This is a genomic window from Aureimonas frigidaquae, assembly GCF_001463905.1.
Lineage (GTDB): Bacteria > Pseudomonadota > Alphaproteobacteria > Rhizobiales > Rhizobiaceae > Aureimonas > Aureimonas frigidaquae.
Genome location: NZ_BBWR01000002.1, coordinates 144,721 through 166,565 on the forward strand (window position 1 = coordinate 144,721; position 21,845 = coordinate 166,565).

Annotated in this window: 26 protein-coding genes, 2 tRNA genes and 1 riboswitch; of the genes, 17 read left to right on the plus strand and 11 right to left on the minus strand. The window is 64.7% G+C overall.

Features of this window, described 5'->3' with window-relative positions; genetic code table 11:
• Positions 1-99: 99 nt before the first annotated feature.
• On the plus strand, positions 100-756 hold the full coding sequence (locus AUL30_RS00700) for a DUF1028 domain-containing protein (RefSeq protein WP_062225794.1): 657 nt from the start codon (positions 100-102) through the stop codon (positions 754-756).
• Here the strand turns inward: AUL30_RS00700 and AUL30_RS00705 are convergent.
• Positions 711-1,799 carry a GGDEF domain-containing protein gene (locus AUL30_RS00705; protein ID WP_062225795.1) on the minus strand — a complete coding sequence of 363 codons (1,089 nt, stop codon included), beginning with the start codon at positions 1,797-1,799 and terminating at the stop codon, positions 711-713. The two genes, AUL30_RS00700 and AUL30_RS00705, sit on opposite strands and share 46 nt — an antisense overlap.
• Positions 1,800-2,035: 236 nt before the next feature.
• Between AUL30_RS00705 and AUL30_RS00710 the strand changes: the two genes are divergently transcribed.
• Complete coding sequence (locus tag AUL30_RS00710; RefSeq protein ID WP_407638258.1) at positions 2,036-3,055, plus strand: bile acid:sodium symporter family protein; 1,020 nt, start codon at positions 2,036-2,038, stop codon at positions 3,053-3,055.
• 7 nt (positions 3,056-3,062) lie between these two features.
• Here AUL30_RS00710 and AUL30_RS00715 read toward each other — a convergent pair whose 3' ends face one another.
• Complete coding sequence (locus AUL30_RS00715; RefSeq protein WP_062225798.1) at positions 3,063-3,842, minus strand: alpha/beta fold hydrolase; 780 nt, start codon at positions 3,840-3,842, stop codon at positions 3,063-3,065.
• Between the two features lie 144 nt (positions 3,843-3,986).
• Here AUL30_RS00715 and AUL30_RS00720 point away from each other — a divergent pair, with 144 nt between their 5' ends.
• From AUL30_RS00720 to AUL30_RS00735, 4 genes are all read left to right on the plus strand, one after another.
• The gene (locus AUL30_RS00720; RefSeq protein ID WP_062225800.1) at positions 3,987-4,439 is read left to right on the plus strand and encodes a TspO/MBR family protein; all 453 of its coding nucleotides are present in this window, start codon (positions 3,987-3,989) and stop codon (positions 4,437-4,439) included.
• A 49-nt stretch (positions 4,440-4,488) separates the two neighbouring features.
• Positions 4,489-4,724: riboswitch (cobalamin riboswitch) on the plus strand.
• 88 nt (positions 4,725-4,812) lie between these two features.
• Positions 4,813-5,775 (plus strand): ABC transporter substrate-binding protein, encoded by a 963-nt coding sequence (locus tag AUL30_RS00725; protein WP_244490696.1) that lies wholly within the window; start codon positions 4,813-4,815, stop codon positions 5,773-5,775.
• Entirely contained in the window at positions 5,772-6,800 is a 1,029-nt protein-coding gene (locus AUL30_RS00730; protein WP_202814467.1) for a FecCD family ABC transporter permease, read from the plus strand. Before AUL30_RS00725 ends, AUL30_RS00730 begins: the two co-directional genes overlap by 4 nt.
• Positions 6,797-7,573, plus strand: coding sequence for an ABC transporter ATP-binding protein (locus tag AUL30_RS00735; RefSeq protein ID WP_062225804.1), 777 nt, complete (start codon positions 6,797-6,799; stop codon positions 7,571-7,573). The genes AUL30_RS00730 and AUL30_RS00735 overlap by 4 nt, the downstream gene beginning before the upstream one ends.
• Here the strand turns inward: AUL30_RS00735 and pdxY are convergent.
• Positions 7,570-8,412, minus strand: a complete 843-nt coding sequence (pdxY, locus tag AUL30_RS00740) for a pyridoxal kinase (protein ID WP_062225806.1) — start codon at positions 8,410-8,412, stop codon at positions 7,570-7,572. The two genes, AUL30_RS00735 and pdxY, sit on opposite strands and share 4 nt — an antisense overlap.
• 165 nt (positions 8,413-8,577) lie before the next feature.
• On the opposite strand from pdxY, the gene AUL30_RS00745 reads away from it, so the two are divergent.
• Both AUL30_RS00745 and AUL30_RS19615 read left to right on the plus strand, forming a co-directional pair.
• Positions 8,578-8,662, plus strand: a tRNA-Leu gene (locus AUL30_RS00745).
• A gap of 230 nt (positions 8,663-8,892) precedes the next feature.
• Positions 8,893-9,072, plus strand: coding sequence for a hypothetical protein (locus AUL30_RS19615; RefSeq protein WP_157069795.1), 180 nt, complete (start codon positions 8,893-8,895; stop codon positions 9,070-9,072).
• A gap of 41 nt (positions 9,073-9,113) precedes the next feature.
• Here the strand turns inward: AUL30_RS19615 and rpsU are convergent, their stop codons facing one another.
• Positions 9,114-9,359, minus strand: coding sequence for a 30S ribosomal protein S21 (rpsU, locus tag AUL30_RS00750; protein ID WP_062225808.1), 246 nt, complete (start codon positions 9,357-9,359; stop codon positions 9,114-9,116).
• Positions 9,360-9,744: 385 nt separating this feature from the next.
• Here rpsU and AUL30_RS00755 point away from each other — a divergent pair, with 385 nt between their 5' ends.
• Together AUL30_RS00755 and AUL30_RS00760 are read left to right on the plus strand one after the other, a co-directional pair.
• Positions 9,745-10,254: a GNAT family acetyltransferase gene (locus AUL30_RS00755; RefSeq protein WP_407638250.1), complete on the plus strand. Its 510-nt coding sequence runs from the start codon at positions 9,745-9,747 to the stop codon at positions 10,252-10,254.
• Between the two features lie 88 nt (positions 10,255-10,342).
• A complete protein-coding gene (locus AUL30_RS00760) occupies positions 10,343-11,272 on the plus strand; it encodes a sensor domain-containing diguanylate cyclase (RefSeq protein ID WP_062225810.1) in 930 nt (309 codons plus the stop codon).
• Here AUL30_RS00760 and AUL30_RS00765 read toward each other — a convergent pair.
• Positions 11,267-12,184 carry a LysR family transcriptional regulator gene (locus tag AUL30_RS00765; protein WP_062225812.1) on the minus strand — a complete coding sequence of 306 codons (918 nt, stop codon included), beginning with the start codon at positions 12,182-12,184 and terminating at the stop codon, positions 11,267-11,269. The two genes, AUL30_RS00760 and AUL30_RS00765, sit on opposite strands and share 6 nt — an antisense overlap.
• Before the next feature lie 134 nt (positions 12,185-12,318).
• Here AUL30_RS00765 and AUL30_RS00770 point away from each other — a divergent pair, with 134 nt between their 5' ends.
• On the plus strand, positions 12,319-12,912 hold the full coding sequence (locus tag AUL30_RS00770; protein WP_062225814.1) for an exopolysaccharide biosynthesis protein: 594 nt from the start codon (positions 12,319-12,321) through the stop codon (positions 12,910-12,912).
• A 3-nt stretch (positions 12,913-12,915) separates the two neighbouring features.
• Here AUL30_RS00770 and AUL30_RS20035 read toward each other — a convergent pair whose 3' ends face one another.
• Entirely contained in the window at positions 12,916-13,539 is a 624-nt protein-coding gene (locus AUL30_RS20035; protein WP_083507585.1) for a serine O-acetyltransferase, read from the minus strand.
• Positions 13,540-13,700: 161 nt separating this feature from the next.
• Between AUL30_RS20035 and AUL30_RS00780 the strand changes: the two genes are divergently transcribed.
• The 4 genes from AUL30_RS00780 to AUL30_RS00795 all read left to right on the plus strand — a co-directional run bounded on the left by AUL30_RS00780 (position 13,701) and on the right by AUL30_RS00795 (position 16,588).
• Positions 13,701-14,234, plus strand: a complete 534-nt coding sequence (locus AUL30_RS00780; protein ID WP_062225816.1) for a DUF992 domain-containing protein — start codon at positions 13,701-13,703, stop codon at positions 14,232-14,234.
• A 112-nt stretch (positions 14,235-14,346) separates the two neighbouring features.
• Positions 14,347-14,643, plus strand: coding sequence for a DUF982 domain-containing protein (locus AUL30_RS00785; protein WP_062225818.1), 297 nt, complete (start codon positions 14,347-14,349; stop codon positions 14,641-14,643).
• Between the two features lie 145 nt (positions 14,644-14,788).
• A complete protein-coding gene (locus tag AUL30_RS00790) occupies positions 14,789-15,832 on the plus strand; it encodes a DUF1176 domain-containing protein (protein WP_192842984.1) in 1,044 nt (347 codons plus the stop codon).
• 141 nt (positions 15,833-15,973) lie between these two features.
• Positions 15,974-16,588: a hypothetical protein gene (locus tag AUL30_RS00795; protein ID WP_062225822.1), complete on the plus strand. Its 615-nt coding sequence runs from the start codon at positions 15,974-15,976 to the stop codon at positions 16,586-16,588.
• A gap of 16 nt (positions 16,589-16,604) precedes the next feature.
• Here the strand turns inward: AUL30_RS00795 and AUL30_RS00800 are convergent, their stop codons facing one another.
• From AUL30_RS00800 to AUL30_RS00810, 3 genes are all read right to left on the minus strand, one after another.
• Positions 16,605-16,850, minus strand: a complete 246-nt coding sequence (locus tag AUL30_RS00800) for a hypothetical protein (protein ID WP_062225824.1) — start codon at positions 16,848-16,850, stop codon at positions 16,605-16,607.
• Between the two features lie 116 nt (positions 16,851-16,966).
• Entirely contained in the window at positions 16,967-17,215 is a 249-nt protein-coding gene (locus AUL30_RS00805) for a hypothetical protein (protein ID WP_062225826.1), read from the minus strand.
• A gap of 85 nt (positions 17,216-17,300) precedes the next feature.
• Positions 17,301-17,960: a MarC family NAAT transporter gene (locus tag AUL30_RS00810; protein WP_062225828.1), complete on the minus strand. Its 660-nt coding sequence runs from the start codon at positions 17,958-17,960 to the stop codon at positions 17,301-17,303.
• A gap of 225 nt (positions 17,961-18,185) precedes the next feature.
• Between AUL30_RS00810 and AUL30_RS00815 the strand changes: the two genes are divergently transcribed.
• Positions 18,186-18,275, plus strand: a tRNA-Ser gene (locus AUL30_RS00815).
• A gap of 408 nt (positions 18,276-18,683) precedes the next feature.
• Here AUL30_RS00815 and AUL30_RS00820 read toward each other — a convergent pair.
• On the minus strand, positions 18,684-19,748 hold the full coding sequence (locus tag AUL30_RS00820; RefSeq protein WP_062225830.1) for an alpha/beta hydrolase family protein: 1,065 nt from the start codon (positions 19,746-19,748) through the stop codon (positions 18,684-18,686).
• A gap of 247 nt (positions 19,749-19,995) precedes the next feature.
• Positions 19,996-20,901 (minus strand): LysR family transcriptional regulator, encoded by a 906-nt coding sequence (locus AUL30_RS00825; RefSeq protein ID WP_062225831.1) that lies wholly within the window; start codon positions 20,899-20,901, stop codon positions 19,996-19,998.
• 143 nt (positions 20,902-21,044) lie between these two features.
• Here AUL30_RS00825 and AUL30_RS00830 point away from each other — a divergent pair, with 143 nt between their 5' ends.
• Positions 21,045-21,818, plus strand: coding sequence for an SDR family oxidoreductase (locus tag AUL30_RS00830; protein WP_062225833.1), 774 nt, complete (start codon positions 21,045-21,047; stop codon positions 21,816-21,818).
• Positions 21,819-21,845 lie beyond the last annotated feature (27 nt).

Sequence of the window (21,845 nt, forward strand, 5' to 3'; positions counted from 1 at the left end):
TGGACAGCCGACTATGCCTGAACCGGCGCGACGCACAATACACTCTGCCCAAGGGTCCGAGCCGCGCTACTTCCCCTGCCGCAAGCAGGAGAGACGCACATGACCCTATCCATCGTGGCCAAATGCCCGCGCAGCCGCCAATTCGGCGTCGCTGCCGCGACGGAAATGCCGGCCGTCGGCAAGTTCCTGTCCTATGCCTTCCCGGCTTTCGGCGCCTGCGCGACGCAGGCGCTGGTCAACCCCTATCTCGGCATCGATGGTTGCAAGCTCCTGTCGCTCAGCGTGTCAGCCGAAGGAACGGTGAAGACCGTTCTGGAAGACGATCCGCAGCGCGAGCAACGCCAGTTCGCGGCCGTCGACAAGGAGGGCCGGTCCTACGCCTTCACGGGATCACAGTGCCTGCCCTTTGCCGGGCATCGGACCGGGCCCAATGCCAGCGTCCAGGGAAACCGCCTTGCCGGGCCGCAAGTGCTCGATGCCATGCTGGCGGCATTCGAGACGGATGTCGGCGATGATCTCGTCAACCGCCTCATCGCCGCGCTGGCCGCGGGGATATACGCCGGCGGCGACCAGGCCGGAGAGCGGTCGGCCAATGTCTATATCGTGGCAGAGGAGGAATATCCGCTCTGGGACATTCGAGTGGACGATCATCCGGATGTCGTGGCAGAACTGCGGCGTCTGCGCGATGTGTTCCGCGAGGAACTCTATCCTCATGTGCTGGACATGCCCTCGCGGACCCGCCGCTTGCCCATATAGAGCCGCGCATCCGCCAGTGCGATGGCCGCATCCGCACCGCCCGGCCCCAGTGGCGCACTGCCGATCGTGACGCCGATCCGCGCCTGGCGGTTGCCTTTCAGGGAAACCGGCCGGCGGGCGGCGCTTTTCAGCTCGGCAATGATGCGCTCGACCTCGCCTTCCGCAGGATCGGGCAAAATCACCATGAACTCATCACCGCCGACCCGGCCGATATGGCCCCGCCTGTCGACCACGGCCGAAAAGCGCCTGGCCACCGTGCGCAGCACATGATCGCCCTCGACATGACCGAACGTATCGTTGACGCCCTTGAACCCATCGAGGTCCAGATACAGGACGAAAGGCGTCGCCTCCGTCTCACCGCCCGCCGCGATGGCATCGATCCGCGACAGGATGGCCGGCCTGTTCGCGATGCCCGTCAGATCGTCATTATGGGCAAGGTAATGGTTGTTGTTGCGCGTCGTCACCTGCGTGGCAAGCGTCCGGTGCGCGGTGCCGACCAGATGCAGCGTCCCGATCAGCCAGATCGGGCCCATAAGGAGCATAATGCTCATGCTGGGCGTGGCCGACATGGCGCAGCCCACCAGAAACGGTACGGCGACCACCATGATCTGCGTCCGTGCAAGGCGGGGGATGCCGGCATTGTTATAGGCGGCGGTGAAGGCAAACCCCGTCACCGTCAGGGCTGCGACGGTGCTCAGCACGATGTCGGATGACAGGACGCACAGGGTGGATACGAGCCCTCCGACGGCCGCCCATCCGATGCCCGTCGCCACCACGCCAGCGGCGCTGTCCATGCCGCGTTCCGCGCGGCGCATGGCCAGCATACGAAGGGTCGAGACCAGCGACACGAGGATGAGCAAGGGGATCGTCGGACCGACGCCGCGATAGGCCATGACGGCCACCTGGAGCGACAGGCAGACGAAGCCGAAGGCGACAACCGGCACGCCGGACGCAGTGGAGGACAGAAGGTCTTCCGTGATCCCGTCATGGGCGGCATCATCAGCCTTCAGAAACCAGGACAGGATGCGACGACAGACGCTCATGACACCTGCCCTTCCCCAGTAACTCACGCTTGCGCAAAGCCCCGCTCCGGCGGGCGCCACACAATCGGAACGCTCCACCGTCAACGGTTTATAAGCAGCAGTGACGAAAACGCCAGCCTTTGCCGTCGCAACCATAAGACGGCCTGTCGGGGCTTGACGCTTTCGTGATGAAAGGCGCATGAAGCCGTACCGCCGATTACGGCTCCAAACGGTTCTGTCCGATGCTGCGCACTGTCCTGTCCCGCCTTCCCATCGACCGGCAAATGCTGCTGCTGCTCGCCGCCGTCGCCATCGCTGCCATCCTGCCCGTCAGGGGCCAGGCCGCTGCCCTGTTCGAATGGGTCGTCTACGCGGCGATCGCGCTGCTCTTCTTCCTGTATGGCGCCCGGCTGTCGCCGTCGGCAGTGTGGCAGGGGCTCCTGCACTGGCGGTTGCAGGGGCTCGTCTTCCTGTTCACATTCGCCTTCTTTCCTCTGCTCGGCCTGCTGGCCAGCCATCTTCTGGGGCCGGTCCTGCCGCCGCAACTCGTGGCCGGGGTCCTTTTCCTGACCCTCCTGCCCTCGACGGTCCAATCGTCCATCGCCTTCACGTCGATCGCGGGCGGCAATGTCCCCGCCGCGCTGACCAGCGCATCCCTGTCCAACCTCGTCGGCGTTCTGATCACGCCGATCCTCGTCATGTTGCTCATGCAGTCGGGCGGCGGTAGCGTCTTCGCATTCGACCAGATCGAAAAGATCGCCCTGCAGATCCTGGCGCCTTTCCTGGCCGGACAGATCGCGCGTCCGCTGATCGGCGCGTTTCTGGCGCGCCACAAGCGCATCACCGGTTTCGTGGATCGCGGCTCGATTCTCCTGGTCGTCTATGCCGCATTCAGCGAGGGGATGAATGCCGGCGTCTGGTCGCAGATCGGCCTCGGGGACCTTGCCATCGTCGTTCTTGCCAGCATCGTCATGCTGACGATCGTCCTCCTGGCCACCACGTGGACCAGCCGCGCCTGTGGTTTCGCGCATGCCGACGAAATCGCCATTACCTTCTGCGGCTCGAAGAAAAGCCTCGCCTCCGGCATCCCCATCGCCGGCATCCTCGCACCCGGGCCGGGCCTCGCCATGCTGGTGCTGCCCCTGATGCTGTTCCACCAGATCCAGCTTCTGGCCTGCGCATGGCTGGCACAGCGCTATGCGCGGCAGACAAGCGTTCTGGCAGAGGCCGGCGCCGTGGCGCCCGTTCCGCCCGCACAGCCTGCCGGCAATCCGTGAGGCAAGGTTACCGGACGGTCCGCACGATGGCGTCCGCCACCTGGTCGGGCGCCTCCATCGGCAGCATATGCGCACAGTTCGGGACGATCTCGAGCCGCGCCTTGGGGTAGATGCACATATTCGTCGCACGTTGGCCGTCGGCCCCGAGATCGCCGTCTTCCGCACCGGCCAGGATGAGCGCCGGCAGATCCAGCGTGCCGACAAAGCCCGACCAGTCCTCCCGGCTCCCGACCTCCAGCCAGGCGCGGAAGGCTTCGGGCGCGCAGCGCTGAAGATCGTCCAGGGCGCGCTGGCGGACGGTCGCCTCCAGTGGCTCTGCCGTATTGGATTGCAGGAACTCGGCCGCGGCCGCGGCATCGAGCGGTCCCGTGCGAACTGAAGCCAGCATCTCCTGCCGCCGCGCCTCGTCCATCGGTTCCGGCATGGGGGGCGAGCCCGCCAGAAGGACTACGGCGCTCGGGCCGGACAATCCCTCGATTCTGCCCTGGCTGGCCTCTGCGGCCAGGATGGTCGCGATTTTGCCGCCCATGCTGTGCCCAACGATGGCCCATTGCGCAGGCGCAATGGCGGCGACCGCATCGCGCACGCCGCGGACCATCTCCTCGACGCTTGCCGCGCCTTCGCCTGCGCGCTCTCCGAAGCCCGGCAGGTCCGGTATCATGAGGTCGTACCGTCCCCTCAGGCGCTCTGCCACGCCGTCGAAGGAATGCCGGCTCATGCCGAGCGCATGGAGGCAGACGAGAAGAGGCAGCGATCCGCCCCGGCCATGAGAAACGTCGTCGAGCATGCGAGAGAGTTCCCGTCTCTGGAGGATCGTGCGGATCATACCATATGGCGCGCGATCATTCTTCGGACAGCCGGCCCGTTGCGCTGCTCGTGCGGTGGCCTATTCTTGCCCGCCTGTTCGTCCATCAGCGTTGAGTTCACGATCATGAAGCAGTGGCTATCCCTCGTCGTCTTTCTGGTTATTTCCCTTGGGGGCGGCCTCCTGATCGGAACGACGAACCAGCCCGGCGCCTGGTATGAAGGGCTGGAGAAGCCCTGGTTCAACCCGCCCAACGCGGTCTTCGGCCCGGCCTGGACGCTCCTTTACATTCTGATTGCGGTTGCGGGTTGGCTCGTCTGGCGGCGGCGGGACATGCGCAGCCTCAAAGTCTGGGGGCTGCAAATGGCGCTGAATTTCGCCTGGACCCCGATCTTCTTCGGCGCGCAGATGTTGGGCGTGGCGCTCGTCGTCGTGGTCGCTATGGTGGCTGCGGCCATCGCCTTCGCCGTTCTGGCGCGGCGCACGGATGGGCGGGCAAGCCTTTTGTTCATGCCCTATATTGCCTGGCTTCTCTATGCCACCAGCCTCAACGCCGCCCTGTGGCAGCTCAACGGCTGATCGGCCTTGTGCCCGCGCCGCGCCAGGCTTGACGCTCGTTACACGGCTGGCTAACACCCACCTCGACGGTTCCCGGAGAGAGCGTTCGACGGGATTAATAGGGAACACGGTGCGGACGACCCATTCGGGGCCAAGACCGTGGCTGCCCCCGCAACTGTAAGCGGAAAGCCGTTCATCCATGCCGGTACGTTTCGTGCCGCAGCCACTGCTCCTACGGGAACGGGAAGGCGGATGAGCGACATTCGATCCGCGAGCCAGGAGACCTGCCGTCGATCGTTGACGCACATCCGCGAGCGGGGATGCTCGGGAAAGGACCTGACCCATGCATATTGCAAAGGCCGTGCTCGGCCTTGTCGGCACAGTTGCGCTGTCCATGACGGTGGCACAGGCCGCGACCACCTATCCACTGACCATCCAAAATTGTGGCCGCAGCCTGACCTTCGAGGCTCCCCCCGCCAGCGTCGTGTCGATCGGACAGAGCTCGACGGAGATCTTGTACCTCCTTGGCCTCGCCGACAAAGTGGCGGCGACGGCCCTCTGGTTCGGCCCCGTCCTGCCTGCCTTTGCCGATGCCGACGCGGCCATCGAGCGTCTGTCCGACAACGATCCGAGCTTCGAAAGCGTGGTCGCGAAACGGCCGGCACTGGTGACGACGCAGTTCGAATGGCAGATCGGCCCGCAGGGCGTGGTCGGCACGACGGCCCAGTTCGAGGAACTGGGAATTCCGGTCTACACCGCACCGTCGGACTGCACGGGCAAGGACAATAGCGGCGGTGGCGATGGCGTCCGGACCGAGCCTTTCACCATGGACCAGATCCATCAGGAAATCCGCGACCTGGCCGCCATCTTCGACGTGACGGACCGGGGCGACGCACTGGTGCTCCAACTGAAGGAACGCGAAGCCAAGGCGCGGTCGCGCGTCGCGCAAGTGGGCAGCGATATGTCCGCCGTCTTCTGGTTTTCGTCCACCGAACTTCGTGCAGATCCCTTCGTGGCTGGAAGCAACGGCGCACCGGGCACGATCATGGAGGCGCTCGGGCTGCGCAATGTGATCGTCAGCGACGAGGAATGGCCGCTCGTGGGATGGGAGACGATCGCACGAAGCGATCCGACCTTCATCGTCGCCGCGCAGATGGACCGCCGCCGCTACCCGGCCGACGATGCCGGTGTGAAGAAAGAGTTCCTCACAAAGGACCCGGTGACCAAGCTCATGCCGGCGGTGCGTGACGGTCGGATCCTGACGCTGGACGCCCAGACGATGAACCCGACCATCCGCACCATCGATGGGATCGAGGCCCTGGCGGATGCCATTGCCGCGTCGCGGCCGGCAGAGTGATCGCCCGCACGTCCCTGCCATGGCGCGCCGCAAGGCTGGGCCTGGCAGGCCTTCTCCTTCTGGCCGTTCTGTGCCTGGCGGCCGGCATCGGCGAAACGTCGATCCCGCCGTTCACCGTGGCGAAGGTCCTGGCGAACAACATCCTCGGCGCGCGGCTCGATGTCGACGCGCTGGATGCCGGAATCGTCTGGAACTACCGGCTGGCCCGGGCGCTCGTCGCCATAGCCTGCGGCGCGAGCCTTGGCGTCTGCGGCGTGGTGTTGCAATCGCTCCTGCGCAATCCGCTGGCGGACCCTTACATTCTGGGCATATCCGCCGGGGCGTCGAGCGGTGCCGTTGCCGTGGCGATACTGGGCCTCGGCACCGGGGCGCTGACCCTGTCGGCCGGCGCCTTCGCCGGGGCGCTCATGGCCTTTGTCGTCATCGCGCTCGTGGCGGCACGGGCCGGTGGCGGTCCAACCGGCATCATCCTGGCGGGGATCGCCGGATCGCAGCTTTTCAACGCCCTGACCTCCTTCATCATCACGCGGTCGGCATCGGCCGAGCAGGCGCGCGGCATCATGTTCTGGCTTCTCGGCAACCTGTCGGGCGTGCGCTGGGACGATGCCATGCTGGCGCTGCCCGTGGCGGTCATCGGCCTTGGCGTGACGCTCGCCTATGCGCGCGCGCTCGACGCCTTTGCCTTCGGCAGCGTTTCGGCGGCATCGCTCGGCATTCCGGTCCGGCGTACCTATGTGGCGCTGATCCTGGCGACGACTTTCATGACGGCGACCATGGTCAGCCTTGTCGGGGCCATCGGCTTCGTCGGCCTGGTGATCCCGCATGTCGCGCGCCGTCTCGTGGGCGTCGGCCACAACGCATCCCTGCCCGCCGCCGCGCTGATGGGGGCGATCTTCCTGGTGGCGGCCGATATCGTTTCACGCATCATCGTGCCCGGTCAGGTCCTGCCGATCGGTGTGGTGACGGCCCTGATCGGAGCGCCGGCTTTTGCGCTGATCCTGACGCGCCGGAGCGCAGTGGCATGATGCTGGAAGCGCATGAGCTGACCCGGCTTGCCGGCCGGCGCACCCTGCTCGACGGCGTCTCGCTCGATGTTCGCGCGGGCGAGTTCCTGGCCGTCGTCGGACCCAATGGGTCCGGCAAGAGCAGCCTTCTGTCCATTCTGTCCGGGCTCAGAACGCCCGATCGCGGCCATGTGTGCCTTGAGGGGGCACCGCTCGCAAGCCTGTCCAGGCGACAGGCCGCACAGCGCATCGCCCTGGTGCAGCAGCAGGCGGAAACCGAGCAGCACATGACGGCCTGGGACGCCGTCGCCCTGGGGCGTACGCCCCATCTTTCGCTCCTGCGCCCCTTCGGCCCCACGGATGCCAAGGCGGTCGATGCGGCGCTGGACGTGGTCGACATGGGCGCGATGCGGGCGCGCCAGTGGCAGACCCTGTCCGGCGGCGAGCGCCAGCGGCTGCATGTTGCCCGAGCCCTGGCGCAGGAGCCGGACATCATCATCCTGGACGAGCCGACCAACCATCTGGATATCCAGCACCAGCTGGAGCTCCTGGCCCTGATGCGGCGGCTGCCCAAGACCATCGTCGCCGCCCTGCACGATCTGAACCACGCCATGACCTTCGCCGACAGGGTCGCCGTGCTGCAGCAAGGCCGGCTGGAGGGTCTGGGCGCGCCTGCCGATGTGCTGACGGCACGGCGCATCGCCAAGGTGTTCAAGGTGGAGGCGCGGCTGATCCCCGATGGCGCGGCACGCCCGCTCATCGCCTTCGGCGTTTCTGCCCCGGCCGCGGGCTAAGCGGTTAAGCCGATGGGCGTGACGGGCTCGAACGGATAGCCGCTGATCCGCATCTCTTCCGCGCCCGCTTCCTCGGTGCGTCTGAGGACGCCGTGTATTTCCTGCGTCGCGCCGGCCACGGCCTCCCGCAGGTTCGAACCGCCACTCAGCCGCGCCACCATCAGCGCGGTGAAAAGATCGCCCGTGCCGCAGGGGCGTATCGGCAGGCGGGCGACGGGCGTGCGGTGCAGGGCGCCGTCCTGCCACAGGATCGTCTCGACCATGCCGGCGGGCGTATCGTCCAGCGCGCAGCCCGTCACCACGACCGCCCTCGTCCCGCGAGCGTGCAACGCCGCCATCGCCCGGGCAAGCTCCCGCTCCGTCCGGCACTCGTGGCCGGCCAGAAGCTCCACCTCGTATCGGTTGGGCGTGATCACATCTGCCATGGGGGTCAGGCGGTCTCGGAAGAGGTCGATGAGGCCAGGCTGGACGAACATGCCGAGATCGTCGTCTCCCATGACAGGGTCGCAGACGAAGCGCAAATGCGGGTGCGCCGCGCGCGCACGGGTCAGGAACCGCGCGACCACCTCGCCGATCTGCGTCGAGCCGAGATAGCCCGTCAGGATGGTGTTTGCCTCTGCCACCACGCCTCGCTCTTCCAGCCCGACGAGAAGCCCCTCCACCAGCTCCGCATCGAGCACGCGGCCATGGAAACTGTCATAGTGCGGGTGGTTGGACAGGAGCGTCGTCGGGACGGCGGCGACCTCCAGGCCCTTGGCCTGCATGGGGAAGACGGCGGCGCTGTTTCCCACATGCCCGTAGGCGACCTGGCTCTGGATCGAAATGACGTGCGTCACCATAAGACTCCATGACGTGCCGGAGGCTCACCGGCCCGTTCATCCCCTAGCTCCAAACGTCGCGCGTTGAAAGCATTAGAGACGGCACGGCACCATCTGGCGTCCGTCATGCGTTTGCGCTAAAGAGCACCCACGCCATCATCCCGCCTGCGCGGGAATCGGCGCTGTGCGGGCGTGGTGGAATTGGTAGACGCGCCGGACTCAAAATCCGGTTCCGCAAGGAGTGTCGGTTCGACCCCGACCGCCCGCACCACCTTCTGACCTAGGTTCAGCCGTTCTTGAACATCGCCAACAAGACGACCCGCGTTCACGCTGGGGTGACGGTGCGTGCCGTGCCACTATCCAGCTCCGAAGCCAGGGGTACACCAATTCCGCTACAGGCCCTAGAACGGCGTTTGCTTCGTGGCTCGCAATCTTGCAGCTCGCCGTCCAACCCCCTGCGCCCTACAGTCATCCGGCGCATTGCGGCACAGGAGAGCGAGCATGAACACGAAGCGGACCGATTTGATCCAGGAGCTCGATGACAAGCTGACGCCCGGCTCCGAGCGGCCGAAAACGGGTGAGGAAAAGGAAAAGGAAGCGCGGGCGCGGGGTGTTCAAGACGCGCCTGCGGAGCCCGCGGCACCGCAATCCCCTGCCCCGGGTCGGCCGAAACGAAGCTGAAGGGACGCCGCGCCAGGATTGGCGAGGCGCCCTTCCGTGCCTTAGCCGGCTGCGCGTGCGGGGACCTTGCGCTTGGGCCCGGGTAGAAGCCCTTCCCGCTGTGCCTGCTTGCGCTTGAGCTTGATGGCGCGGCGGATGGCGTCGGCCTTTGCACGGACACGCCGTTCCGACGGCTTTTCATAGGCGCGGCGCGCCTTCATCTCGCGGAAGATTCCCTCCCGCTGCATCTTTTTCTTCAGAGCGCGAAGCGCCTGGTCGACATTGTTGTCGCGAACGATGACCTGCAAAATATCTCCTGAAACGGCGCTGGGCCGGTATTCGTGCGTTGCACCGGGCGCAGGCGATACATCACGCATCGGCTGTATCAGTAGCTCTGCCCGGCAGGACGGTGACGCGGATCAATTGCCGATGGCTGATCGGCAGGCCGTCGTCACGCAATCTATATAGGCTCTTCGCCAGGACAGGGCAATTCCATGCGGATTTCTGTCCACAAACTACGTCCTGTCGGCTGAGGGCCGGATCGCGACACGGATCAACTTGGCCATGCTCCCGGCCGGGCTGGTTTGGCCGGTCTTCCGGCGCCTCCGACCCGTCGCCTCACGCCCTTGTCCGCAGCGATTCCACGGGCACTTATGCCTCCAGAATGCTGACCGGCGTGAAGAGGTGCTGCCCTTGTTCGAACTCGTAACGCGTGCGGCCTTCGGGCTCGCCAGCCTTGTCCTGATGGCCCTGGCGGGCGGCATGATCGTCTATGCCGGGGTCGATGTCTGGCAGAGCTACCATATGCCGGACAAGGATGTCGGCGCGGCGCTTCTGGAGGCGGTGGGCTACACGGTCATCGCCATCGCCGTCTTCGATGTCGGCAAGTACATCCTGGAGGAAGAAGCCATTCGCGGGCGCGAGATGCGCCAGGCGGGCGAGGCGCGGCGCAGCCTGACCAAGTTCATCTCCACCATCGTCATCGCCGTTCTTCTGGAAGCGGTGGTGACCGTCTTCCAGGCCGGGAAGGAGGAGTTCAGCCAGATGCTCTACCCGACGCTCCTGCTTCTGGTAGGCGTTCTCCTGTTCGTCGGCCTCGGCGCCTATCAGCGCCTCAGCGTCAGTGCCGAACGTGCCGCGAACGATCCGCCCGAAAAGGACGAGGAGACGGAGCGGAAAGAACAGGGAAAGCTGCCGTCCTGAAGCGGCCCGTCTTGCCAAGGAGAGCCTGCAGGAGGAAACTTCAGGTTGTATTGGCGCCACGCAGTGTGCATGCCGAAAGGGTTGCGGGATGCAGTCTGTCACATCGTCTCTCGCACTCGATGGTCCGGAGAGCTACGGCGCCATCGCGCCGGATAGCTGGCTCGATCGCACCGTGCTCGACGCCGCCTTCTCGGCCGCCCGGATGGGGGTCTGGGAATGCAGCCTGCCGGACGAAACCCTGCGCTGGACCGCCGGGGTCTACGATCTCTTCGACCTGCCGCGCTGGACCATTCCTGACCGTGCCTATACGCTCAGCCTCTACAGTCCGGCCTCCCGGGCGGAGCTGACGGCGCTGCGGGCGCATGCCATCGCCGAGGGGACAGGCTTCGAGATGGACGCGGAAATCGTCACGCCCCTCAACAACCGCCGTTGGATCCGGATCACCGCGACGGTGGAATGCAGTGGCGGCATGCCGGTGCGCATTTTCGGCATCAAGCGGGACATTACCCGCGAGCGCTCGCTCTTCGACCGCGTGCGCTACCTGTCCGAGCATGACCCGCTCACCGGGCTCGCCAACCGCGCGGTCTTCCAATCGGCTTTGGCGGAGGCCGCGCACCGGCAGGACGATATCGCGCTCATCTTGGTGGATCTGGACGGGTTCAAGCTCGTCAACGACCAGAATGGCCATGCTGCCGGCGACGCGGTTCTGCGGCATGTCGGCCGCATCATCGCCGAGGCCTGCCTCGCCCCCGATGTGGCCGCCCGGATTGGCGGCGACGAATTCGCGCTTGTGGTCCGCGCCGGCGCACAATCGCCCGTCGGGACGGCGGAGCAGATCATTGCGGCCCTTCAGGGTCCGGTCCAGCCGGGCCTGAGCGTGGGCGCGTCGGTCGGCATCGCACTCCTGCGCGATCATGGAGACATGGAAGCCGTCTTTCATGCGGCCGATACCGCACTCTATGCCGCCAAGGCGGCGGGCCGCGGCCGGTGGCGGCTTGCCCCGCGCCCTGCCTCATGAACGTGGGGCGCGCGCGGCCGATGAAACCTGGCTGTGCAGCCAGGCCGCGAACTCCCCGACGAGCGGATCGCTGCGGGCGGCAACGGGGGTGACGAGGTAGTAGGCCCCCGGCCCGCTCCACGGCGCATGCGGCAGGGCACGCAGTTCCCCCCGCCGCAATTCGGATTCGATCAGGAATGTGGGTACGAGCGCGACGCCGAGCCCCGCCACGGCGGCCTGGCAGGTCATGGCGAACTGATCGAACATCGGGCCGCGATGGGGGTGCGGGTGGTGGCTTGCGACCATCTCGAACCAGAGTGACCAGAGGTGCGGGCGCGTCGCCTGCTGGATCAGGACCGCACGCGACAGATCGTCGGCGCCGGATATGTGATGCCGCTCCAGATAGGGGCCACTCGCCACGGCAAGGATCTCTTCGCGGCACAGGAAGTCCACTTCGGCATTCGGCCAGGCCGGGGCCCCGTAGTGAATGGCCATGTCGGCCGAGCGCTCGGACAGATCGAACGGCTCGGATGCCGTGAAGATATCCACCGTCACGCCCGGATGCTGGCCGATGAAATCCGGCAGGCGTGGGATCAACCAGCGGGATGCGAAGGTCGGCAGCACCGCGAGGCGCAAGGTGCGTTCGCTTCCGCCCGACGAGGCGATCGCATGGGTGGCCTTCTCGCAATCGTCGAGGATGCGGCGCACCGCCTGCACGAAGCGTTCGCCGTGCCCCGTCAGGACCACCCCGCCGGGCATGCGCACGAAGAGCTCTACGCCAAGCGTATCCTCCAGCTGGCGCACCTGCTTGCTGACGGCACTCTGGGTCAGGCTCAGTTCCCGCCCGGCGGTCGTGAAGCTGCCATGCCGTGCCGTGGCCTCGAAAGCCCGCATTTCCTGAAGCGAGGGCATGAGACTGCGCGGCATGCTCATCTGGGTTCCGAAGCCTTTGCGTCCTAAAGATCGCGAGGTGTCCTAACCCACGCCATTCCGAAATGGAATGCCGTTGCCGTCTTGTTCATCCTCGCCCGGGTCATACATGCACGCCCTTGCAATGGCGGGGTCACATGGCAGGACAGACACGGTTCGACAGTCTCGGAGAGCTTCTCGACGCGCTGGAGGCGCAGGCCAGGGACGAGGACGGCCTGGGCATAAGCTCACTTACGCAGCTGGCTGGGCAGAATGCCTTCGGGCCGGCCATCCTTCTGCCGGGGCTGATCGCGCTGTCCCCATTGTCGGGCATACCGACCATACCCAGCCTGATCGGCGCCATCGTCACGCTCGTGGCGGGGCAGCTCTTGCTGGGCCGCTCCTCCATATGGCTTCCCAAGCGGCTCGAAAGCGCGCGGCTCGATCGCGGCAAGTTCGACCGCGCCATGCGGTTCGTGCGGCCTGTTTCGCGCTGGATCGATACGGTATCGGGGCCACGCTTTGCCTTTGCCACCCGGGAATGGGCCATGCGCGGGGCGGCCCTCATCTGCGTCATCGTGGCGGCGACCATGCCGCCGCTGGAGATCCTGCCGTTCCTGGCGACGCTGGCAGGTCTGGTACTGACGATCTTCGGCCTGGCCATCACCCTTCGAGACGGCCTTCTGATGCTCATCGGGCTTGGCGTCTTCCTGAGCGGCGTTGGCGCGGGGTTATGGCTCTGGCAGGGTTAGTGCCTACGGGGCTTCTACGTCGATCCTGCGCGCAGGCACGCCGGCCATGACGGCATGCGGCGGGACGTGCCGGGTCACCACCGCATTGGCGCCGATCACGGCGCCCTCCCCGACCCAGACCCGGCCGATGATCACCGCGCCGGTCCCGATATCCACCCCGTCGGCGATGACCGGGCGGTCGAAGGGCCGGTCGGTGCGGGCGATGCCGAACGTCGTGTTCTGGCGGATCGTCACGTCGTTGCCGATGCTCTGGGCGATCAGGATCATGCCGCCGAAATGCTCGAGCCGCACCCGGCGCCCCACACGCACCGTATAGGGCAGCATCACGCCGGCCATCCATTCCGACAGCTTGTTGCCGATCTTGTAGGTCAGAGTGAGCGGCATGCGCGCCGGGCGGAAGCGGATGTCGCGGATACGATTGCCGAAACGGTGCCAGAAGAGAACCCAGAAGCCTTGCGAGAAAGCATCGCTCCCATGGGTCCGAAAATCTTCGGCCACAAGATTGTGGAAGGCGATGTCGCGCGGATTGCAGTTCAGGTAGCCGTCGTTTTCCGCAAACAGGTCCGGGTCGGCGTCCGATGGCAGGGCCTCTGCGGTGAGAGGCGGAGTCAAGGTTTGGTTGATCATCGGTTGCTCATCGCTTCGTCAGGCGAGCGTAACTAGTGCAACGCGGCGAAAATGCGGTACCGCCCTTTGGACGAACCGGATCGAAATTCCTGACAAAGCGTTAACGACGCCAGATGCGGCTGGACGAAAGAGCCAGCCGCAAAGCCTTCAGGAGATCGGAAATGAACAAGACCCTCGCAGCCGCGCTCGTTGTCCCCGCCCTTTTTGTCGCACCGCACGCAGCGGGTGCCGCGGATGTGACGCGTTATGACGCCGTGGAGATTGCGCCGGCACCGGCCGAACGCGATGGCGTGCGCATCGGCTATCTGACTTGCGATGTGGGCGGCGGGATCGGCTATGTGCTGGGATCGGCCAAATCGCTCGATTGCGTCTTCCAGTCGACGACGGGTGCCCGCTCGTCGGAAGTTTATACGGGTGTCGTGCGCAAGATGGGTGTCGATATCGGCTTTACGACACGCGGCCAGCTCGTCTGGGCTGTCTTTGCGCCAACAGCGGGTTATCACCCCGGTTCGCTGGGCGGTGTCTACCAGGGCGCCACCGTGGAAGCGACGATCGGGGCCGGTGCCGGCGCCAACATCCTCGTTGGCGGAACGGCCGGCTCAATTTCTCTCCAGACCGTCAGCGTGACGGGCCAGCTTGGCCTGAACGCCGCCGCCACGGGGACCTCCGTCACGCTGACCCCGGTCGCATCGTAAATCCGCAACGGGGCGCGGAAAAAGGTTTGCGGCTAAACGACTATCGTCGGAACAAAGTCCGCGCCCATGCGTATCCTTGGCACAATCCAATGGCATTGCAGCAGGTATAAAGATGCAGAAAGACGCATTTCGTGAACCCGTTACCGTTCTCGTCGGCATCGGCATTCCCGTCGATGTGGCAAGCGTCCGCGACGCTTTCGAACTGATGCTCGATTGGCCCTATCGCCGCCGGCGCATCGGTCATAATGCCTGCATGAACACCTGCCGCAAGGTTCTGAACGGCCGCGGAACCGTGACCGAAGCGCGCGAAGCCTTTATTGCCTTTGCCGACGAAGCGGGAATCCTCGTTCCGCGGATCGACGAAGCGATGATGGCTCAAAGCCTGTCCCAGCCGCGTATCACGGCCTGAAACACCCCCATGAGCAGCCGGCGCCGCGGGCCGTGCCCTGTGGCGCCGTCGGCATTTGAATGCTACCCATGGTTGCTGCGGCAATCCACGGACCCGCGCAATCACCTGCGGTATGTTGGGGGCGCACATGTTCCGACCGGTTCTGATGCTGGGGCTTGCGGCATTGCCTCTCGCGCCGATCGGGCCGGCGGACGCGAAGGACGAGGCTTACGGGACGCTCAAACTCTTTGGCGACTGGATCGTCGGCTGCAACAATTTGCTCAGTTGCACAGCAATCGGCATGGTACCGGAAGCGGCCGCGCAGATCGCCTATATAAAGGTGCAGCGGGGCGCTTCGGCGTCAGCCACCCCTGCTATCTCCGTGGTAATATTCTCGGACGATGCGCGTCAGAAAGCGCGGGTCGGCTTGACCATTTCCGGCGGCCACACGACCCTTCCGTTGGATGAAATGACGCTGAATGGCGCCGACAACTATTTGAGAGGCGATGTCGGCCCGGATGTTTCAGAAGGCTTTCTTGTGGCGCTCCTGTCAGGTCAGGATCTTGACCTGCAGATCGATGGAGAGAGCGAACCCGTTCCGGTTTCGCTCCGCGGCATGAGCGCCGCCCTGCGCTACATGGATGCCGAACAGTCGCGCGCCGGTGGGGTAACGGCACTCGTCGCCAAGGGTAGCAAGCCGTCATCTGCCGTGCCGACCCCGCCACAGATTGCGCCGCTGGTTGGGCAGATGCTAACCGATGTCGGCGCAGTGGCGGCTACACCGAAGGGCCTGCCGGCCAGAGGCGACGGGTGCCCCGACGAGGCACAGGCGCAGGAGTACAAGGCCGGCGACGGTCAGATCGTCTTCGGCATATGCCGTTTCCTGGCGGCCTACAATGCCGGCACGGAGTTCTGGACCGTGGACGGCGGCGTCCCACGGCAATTCCACTTCCCGGTCACGGGCGGCGATGTCTACGATGTCGATGGGCTCATCAATGCAGGGCTGGACGATAACGGCCTGACCATGACCGAGTTCGCCCAAGGGCGCGGGCTCGGCGATTGCGGGCGGACCAGCAGTTGGGCTTTCACCGGCACGTCGTTCCAACGGGTCGCCTTGACCGAAATGAGCGAATGCCGCGGGGTGTCGATCGACGATTGGCCAAACCTCTACAGCCGCGATGTGATCGCGGCTGCTGCCGGTACCCGCTGACACGCCGTAACCCGCGACTTGCTGAAATGCCAAGGTAGACTTATCAGTTCGTCGGCACGCCGGCGATGCTGCCGGTGGCCCCATGAGACAATGCGAAGTTGCGTTCTGTCGTGGGTTGCTCAACACGGCGGATGACTGTCCATGCAAAACTATACCTATCCAACAGCCTTCTGGAGGGCCATTCTGGTATGCGCGCTGATCAGCCTGGTGGTTGCGGCCGTTGCTTATGGCGCATTCGGCCTGGAACTCGGCTCGGCTGAGGAAGGCCCACTGGAAACGCTTCAGGAATGGATGCTGGTCGGTGCCTGTGTCTTCCTGCTGGCCGCTGCGCGTGAGCAGGCCGAGGGGGCTCCCAGACTTGCGTCCATTGCAGGTGCCGTCCTTGCAGCCGTCTTCCTGTTACGCGAGTTGGAGCCCGTGGGCGATGGTACCTTGGCGCACTACGTGCGGTCGGAAAGCTTCCGCCTGCACGAGGCCCTCGCCATCCTGGCGATTGCACTGTTCATGATCCGTCCGCTGGTTCGGTATGCGGGCGAATGCCTGAGTTGGCTGATCCAAGGATCGGCATGGCCACTGTTTGCGGCCGGTGCTGTGCTTCTCATCAGCGACGCAATCGATGGGCATCACAGCGTCATGGGCGTTGCATGGCTGCCCAGGATGATCGAAGAGACGATGGAAACATTCGCCTACGCGATCATCCTTGCAGTAGCGATACGCTGGTACCGGATAGCCTGTGGCCTGTTCCCGCAGCCCTAAGACCGCACAGCGAACTTTAGTTGTTCGGCCCGTCAATCCGGCTCGGCGTTACCGGGTCAGAGGTCGGGAACGTATCCTCCAGCGACTTGTCCAATTTCTCGTCATCGGTCAGCGGGCGTTTCTGATCACCCGGCGTACCATGATCCTCGCCGATCGGTTGCATCGGCGCATCGACCGAAACCGAAGACGCCCCATCATCCGAATGGCTTTTCGGCAAAGTGGCATCCCGATCGTCCGCAGAAGAATGGTTGAGATTCGTCATCTTGGGTCCTCTCTCGTTGCTCACGAGGTAAAGGACCGCGCCGAGGACGATGTTCCCTTCTGCGGCGATCGGACACGCAAATGAGAGCGTGCAGGTGATACCAATTCGCCGGCCGCTTACTCTCCTGCCGCGTAATCGATACCGGCCTGCGTTTCCGCAATGGCCTGCTCGACGAGTTCGATGGCGCGTTCGCGATGGCCGCCCTTGTTCGGCTCTGCCGCACGGAGCGAGGCCAGTGCCGAGCGCAGTTCCGCCATGGCCGCATCCATTTCCGGCTGGTCCGCGAAGGCCTTCGGAACGAAGTGACCGGCAGATGCCAGGCCAAGGCCAAAAACCAGGGCCAGGGTGACTTTACGGAACGACATGCCAGAACCCTTCGATACGGTTGCTATCACCGTATCGAGCCGCAAAGCAGGGCACGCGTCAATTGCTTTTTCATCGAAAGTGGTATCAGCCGTTGAAGGAGACGATGAACTCCCGCACGCCCGATGCAATGAATTGCACGGCAACGCAGGTCAGCAGAAAACCCATGACCTTGGTGACGGCTTGAATCCCATGTTCGCCAAGAACCTTGCTGATCCAGTTGGCGCTCGCGAGCGCGGCATAGGCGACCATGACGGTGATCGCGACGCCCATCAGCACCACGACATAGCCTAGAACCACATGCTCTTCCGGGATCTGCGAGCCGTAACTCATCACCACGGCGATGGAGCCCGGCCCGGCGAGACTCGGCATGGCCAGTGGCGAGAAAGAATAGTCGATCTCGGCCCGCTTGATCTCGGACGGCGTGGCATCAATGGAGCTGGCCTCGTCCTCGCCCGAAAAGAGCATGCGGAAGGCAAGCACCAGGATGATCAATCCGCCGGCGATCCGGATCCCCGGAAGGGAGATCCCGAACAGGGAAATGATGCTGCTTCCCAGCATCAGGAACGTCGCAAGGATCGCAAAGGCGAAGACCGCCGCCCGCATGGCCTGGCGCCGCCTGTGTTGCGGCGATGTGTGGTTGGTGAGCGAAAGGAACAGGGGGATCGTGCTGAGCGGATTCATGATCGGAAGCAAACCGACGGTGACCAGCAGGACATGGCGCATCGCCTCGACGACAATCTCCATCGATTCCCTCTACCCTCTCCCTTGCATCCCCTCTCCTGCCTACATGCCCGCGCGCCATCCCGAAAGACTGGGGTGACGCGGGAGCGCTCTGAAACCACAGATACCCACCCGCGGCAGGCCTGCGCTGCCCATGCGCGTCGGTCGGGAGGGATCGCCCTGCCAAAAGCCAATTACTGGCAGACGCCCCCTTGAATTATGGGGCTCGCATGATACTAGGAGCGCCGTGGAGAGGTGGCCGAGTGGTCGAAGGCGCTCCCCTGCTAAGGGAGTATACCGGAGACGGTATCGTGGGTTCGAATCCCATCCTCTCCGCCACAACGAACTCTCCCAAACCTTTCGCCAAGTACCTGACTGCGCACGGATGTGGAACGCAGCTTGTACCTCTGTCCGCGACCGGGCGGTTGGCGCTTCCAGCTTCGGGTTCCTGCTTCCCGTATCGAATCCTTGAGTTGGATGCCGATCGGCGTCCGCTTTGGTTTCCAGGCGGCAGCGCAAGTACAGCGTCGGGCTTACGCTCGCGGCCCACTGCACGGGCTTAATGGACGCTGCCAGGTGCCTCGCGGATTGTGCCATTCGTACTGCAACTGAAACGGCGCACCTCATACATCGAACGTCGGCCGAGCATCCACCATCGCCATCTCAAACGCCGACATGGCGGTCGGTAACCGCCACATGAGTTTCAGGCCTATGGCTTGGATGGGTTGCGGTCCCCGGCATGGAAACTCACCGAGCCTTCACCCCCAGCCCGCGTCGGAATGCGGCTTCCACCATGTCGACGAGTTGCGCGTGGATCGCTCGGCGCGAGCGGCCCGTGCCGTCTGAACAGATCGGTTCTTCGATGTCCTGTTCCTCGGCGGCCTGCGCCGCACCGGGCTTGCAGGCCCCGAACATGCTGAAATGGCTCGCGTCCTCGATCACGGCGTAGCCGACCTTCGGAATAGAGCCGGCGATGGTCGACGCCTGGGCCGTCGCCGGTATCTCCGCAGCGTGCCCAAGGTTCACGAGGTAGACGGGAATAGCTACCGTCGGCAACGACGCCTTGTCGAAAATATCCGCCGGCGCCGGATCGATCGCCATGGCGAAACCGATGCGCCTGTCGCGGTAGTCACGGCCGGCCGCCCGCATGTCCATGGCGTGCAGATCGATACCGCTTTGGTGCACCCAGCCGCAGAGCGAGGGATTATGCGCCGGCTCGTCGCAATAGCTTGCCAGGAGCCGCGGCTCGAAGCGTGCACCGGCTATGGCCAGCGCCGTACTGCCGCCCATGGACAGGCCAAGGACGCCCACCTGGTTCGGCGCCAAATGTTGGGCGAAAGGCTCAATGCGCTCCATCGCGTCCAGCGTGTGGGAGATGTCGGACGGGCGAAGCCAGAGCTTCATAGTTTCCGCAGCCGAACGCTTCGGGCCGCCATTGCCCGGATGGGTCGGGGCCGCAACGATGAACCCACGCTGCGCCAGAGGAGCGGCGATCCAGCTCATGGCCTCGGCCTGTCCGGCCAGCCCCGCCCCATGGGACAGGAGGACGAGTGGGAAGTGTCCTTCGGCGATGGGCGCATTGCGCTGGGCAGGCGTGCCCTCGAAGAACGGCGTGTCCCCAAGCATGACCGGGCTTCCCCCGGAATCCGCCGGATACCAGACGACGACATCGAGGGCGCGGCCGCGCTCCGGTGATGGGATCTCCATCCTGCGCACCCCGACCTCGACCGGTTCGGCGGCGGCCACTTGCGAATGCAACGCAAGGAGCACCATTGTTCCCAGCACTGCCCGGAGCTTATCCCGAACCTTCATCAGCGTTTCCTTCCGCCTCGATGCCATCATTGGACCGACCCTGCCGTCGCGCCGATACGGATCGGGATGGGGTCGGCATGGGAGGATGGCGGATCGAGGCGACGGGCTCGTCCTCGAACGCGCTTGGGGATATCCAATATCGCGATCAAGGACCGGCGAAGGTCCGATTTTGTAACCTCTCCACGGTCGCCCCCCGGAATTGACGAAGGTGGCCCTGTCGGGCAATCCGGCGGCGCGTTTCCCGGGTCTATCTTTCCCGCACCTGTTGCCTGAGCAGCGCCTCCAGCCAGTCCGCGAAGACTTGAAGCCGGCGCGAGAGATGCTGCCTGTGCGGATAGAGCAAGGACATGAGCATGGGCGCGGCGCGATGGTGTGGGAGGATCTCGATCAGTTCACCGGCATCGAGGTGGTGTCGCACGTCGTAGGCCGGGATCTGGATCAGGCCAAGGCCGGCAAGACAGCATGCGATATAGGCTTCTGCGCCGTTGACGGTGACGCGCGCCTGCATCGGCAGGGTGCGCAGGGAGCCGTCCTGGAGCCATTCCCATTCCTCGACGCGGCCGCTGGACGGTGAAGCGTAGTTGACGGCCCAGTGATGGCTGAGGTCGCCCGGCGCTTGCGGCGTTCCGTGGCGCTGGAGATAGGCGGGGCTTGCAACGTTGATCAGATCGAGGCTGCCGATCGTCCGGGCGATGAGCCCGGAGTCGCTCAACGGTCCGACACGCAGCACGCAATCCAGACCGTCTTCCACCAGGTTCACCGAACGATCGGTCATGCAGAGGTCGACATTGAGCTGCGGATAAAGGTTCAGGAATTGCGGAAGCGCCGGCGCGACGATGCGGCGACCGATCCGCCCGGGAACATCCACACGTACCGTGCCCGAGGGCTGGGCCGCCGTCTGCCGGAACAGATTTTCGGCGTCCTCGACATCCGCGATCAGCCTTTGGCACCGCGCGTAGAAAGCCTCACCGTCCTGGGTCGGCGATACTTTGCGGGTCGTGCGATGAAGAAGCCGGGCGCCGACGCGCGATTCCAATTCCTGGACCGCCGCTGAAACGGACGAGCGCGGAACGCCGAGCGTGTCGGCCGCCCGCGTGAAGCTCGCACACTCAACGACGCGGCTGAAAATGCGGAACAGGTCGATGCGGTCCACGATGCGCGAAGCTTCCCGATTGTTCGCCGATTCTGACAGCTGATATCAGAAATTGCGACTTTATGGCTCGGTTATGGACGATATCCTGTCCAGACGAAAGTGGCCTTTTCATATGACCGCTCGCTGACCCAAGGAAGCATTCCATGACCGACCACAGCATTCGCGGCAAAACCGTCATCATAGCCGGCGGCGCCAAGAACCTGGGCGGGTTGATCGCCCGTGATCTTGCCGCGCATGGCGCGAAGGCGATCGCCATCCACTACAACAGCGCGGCCACGAAGGCGGATGCCGACGCAACTGTGGCTGCGGTCAAGGCAGCCGGCGCAGAGGCTGTTGCCATCCAGGCCGACCTGACGACGGCAGGCGCCATGAAGACGCTCTTTGACGATGCGACCGTCGCGATCGGCAGGCCGGATGTTGCGATCAATACCGTTGGCAAGGTCCTGAAAAAGCCGATCCTGGAGATCTCCGAAGCCGAGTATGACGAGATGAGCGCGGTGAACGCTAAAAGCGCATTCTTTTTCATACAAGGAGCCGGCAAGCATTTGAACGACAATGGTAAGCTCGTCACCCTCGTGACCTCGCTCCTGGGGGCCTTCACGCCCTTCTACGCAAGCTATGCCGGCACCAAGGCGCCGGTCGAACATTTCACGCGGGCGGCCGCGAAGGAGTTCGGCGAACGGGGCATCTCGGTCACGGCGGTCGGTCCAGGCCCGATGGACACGCCATTCTTCTACGGCCAGGAAAGCGTGGACGCGCAGGCCTATCACAAGAGCGCAGCGGCGCTGTCGGCCTTCTCTAGAACCGGACTGACCGATATCGAGGATATTGTCCCTTATATCCGCTTCCTCGTCTCCGATGGCTGGTGGATGACCGGGCAGACCATCTTGGTCAACGGTGGCTATACCACGAAGTGAGGTATTTCAGGCGGTGGCCCCGGGGCC